Genomic DNA, 1,567 nt, shown 5'->3' with positions numbered 1-1,567 from the left:
CGCCGCCGAACGGCTGCTGCCCCACGACCGCGCCCGTGGGCCGGTCGTTGACGTAGAAGTTGCCGGCCGCGTAGCGCAGCACGTGCGCGGTGTGCGCGACCGCGGCGCGGTCCTGCGCGATGACGGCGCCGGTGAGGCCGTACGCGGACACCGATTCCATCTGCGCGAGCATCGCGTCGTAGGCGTCGTCCTCGTACACGTGCACCGCGAGGATCGGGCCGAAGTACTCGTCGCGGAAGATCTCGTGGTCGGCGTCGGCGGACACCAGCACGGTCGGGCGCACGAACCAGCCGTCGGTGTCGTCGTAGGTGCCGCCCGCGGCGACCTCGATCGCCGGGTCGGCGTGCGCGCGGTCGATCGCGGCCTTGTTCTTGGCGAACGCCCGGTCGTCGATGACCGCGCCCATGAAGTGGCTCAGGTCGGTGACGTCGCCCATGGTGAGGCCGTCGACGGTGGCGAGGAAGTCGGCCCGGAAGTCGCTCTCCCACAGCGAGCGCGGGAGGTACGCGCGCGACGCGGCGGAGCACTTCTGCCCCTGGTACTCGAACGCGCCGCGCACGAGCGCGGTGCGCAGCACGGCCGGGTCGGCGCTGGGGTGGGCGACCACGAAGTCCTTGCCGCCGGTCTCGCCGACGATGCGCGGGTAGCTTCGGTAGCCCGCGATGTTCGCGCCGACGGTGCGCCACAGGTGCTGGAAGGTGGCGGTGGAGCCGGTGAAGTGGATGCCGGCGAGCTGGGGGTGGGTCAGCGCCGCGTCGGAGACCGCGATGCCGTCGCCGGTCACCAGGTTGATCACGCCGGCCGGCAGTCCGGCCTCTTCCAGCAGGCGCATCAGCAGCACTGCGGAGAATGTCTGGGTCGGGGACGGCTTCCACACCACGACGTTGCCCATCAGGGCGGGCGCGGTCGGCAGGTTGCCGGCGATGGCGGTGAAGTTGAACGGCGTGATCGCGTACACGAAGCCTTCGAGCGGCCGGTGGTCCAGGCGGTTCCACACGCCCTCGCCGCTGATCGGCTGCTCGGCCAGGATCCGGCGCGCGAAGTGCACGTTGAAGCGCCAGAAGTCGACCAGTTCGCACGGCGAGTCGATCTCGGCCTGCTGGGCGGTCTTGCCCTGCCCGAGCATCGTCGCGGCGGCGATCGTCTCGCGCCACGGACCGGCCAGCAGGTCGGCGGCCTTGAGGAAGATCGCCGCGCGGTCGTCGAACGACAGGTCGCGCCAGGCCGGTGCGGCGGCGAGGGCCGCGTCGATCGCGTCCTGACCGTCCTGGCGGGTGGCGTGCGCGAAGGTGCCCAGGCGGGCGCCGTGGTGGTGCGGCTGGACGACGTGTACGTGCTCGCCGCCGCCCATCCGCCGCTCGCCGCCGATGGTCATCGGCAGCTCGATGGGGGCCGCGGCCAGTTCCTTGAGCTTCGCTTCGAGGCGGGCCCGTGCGGGGGTGCCGGGGGCGTAGTCGTGCACCGGCTCGTTGACCGGGGCGGGGACCTGGGTCACAGCGTCCAAGGCGGCACTCCTGTTTCTCGTTCGGTGGGGTTTCTTGTTCGGTGGGGTTTCTTGTTCGGTGGG

At 71.6% G+C, this 1,567-nt stretch carries 1 protein-coding gene; it reads right to left on the bottom strand.

What is annotated here, in order from left to right; translation table 11 throughout:
* A partial coding sequence (pruA, locus tag GT354_RS42860) for an L-glutamate gamma-semialdehyde dehydrogenase (protein WP_161362309.1) occupies window positions 1-1,504 on the bottom strand: 1,504 nt, incomplete at its 3' end.
* Window positions 1,505-1,567 lie beyond the last annotated feature (63 nt).

The organism is Streptomyces sp. SID3343 (assembly GCF_009865215.1).
Classification (GTDB): domain Bacteria; phylum Actinomycetota; class Actinomycetes; order Streptomycetales; family Streptomycetaceae; genus Embleya.
This window is presented reverse-complemented; position numbering and strand designations above follow the sequence as displayed.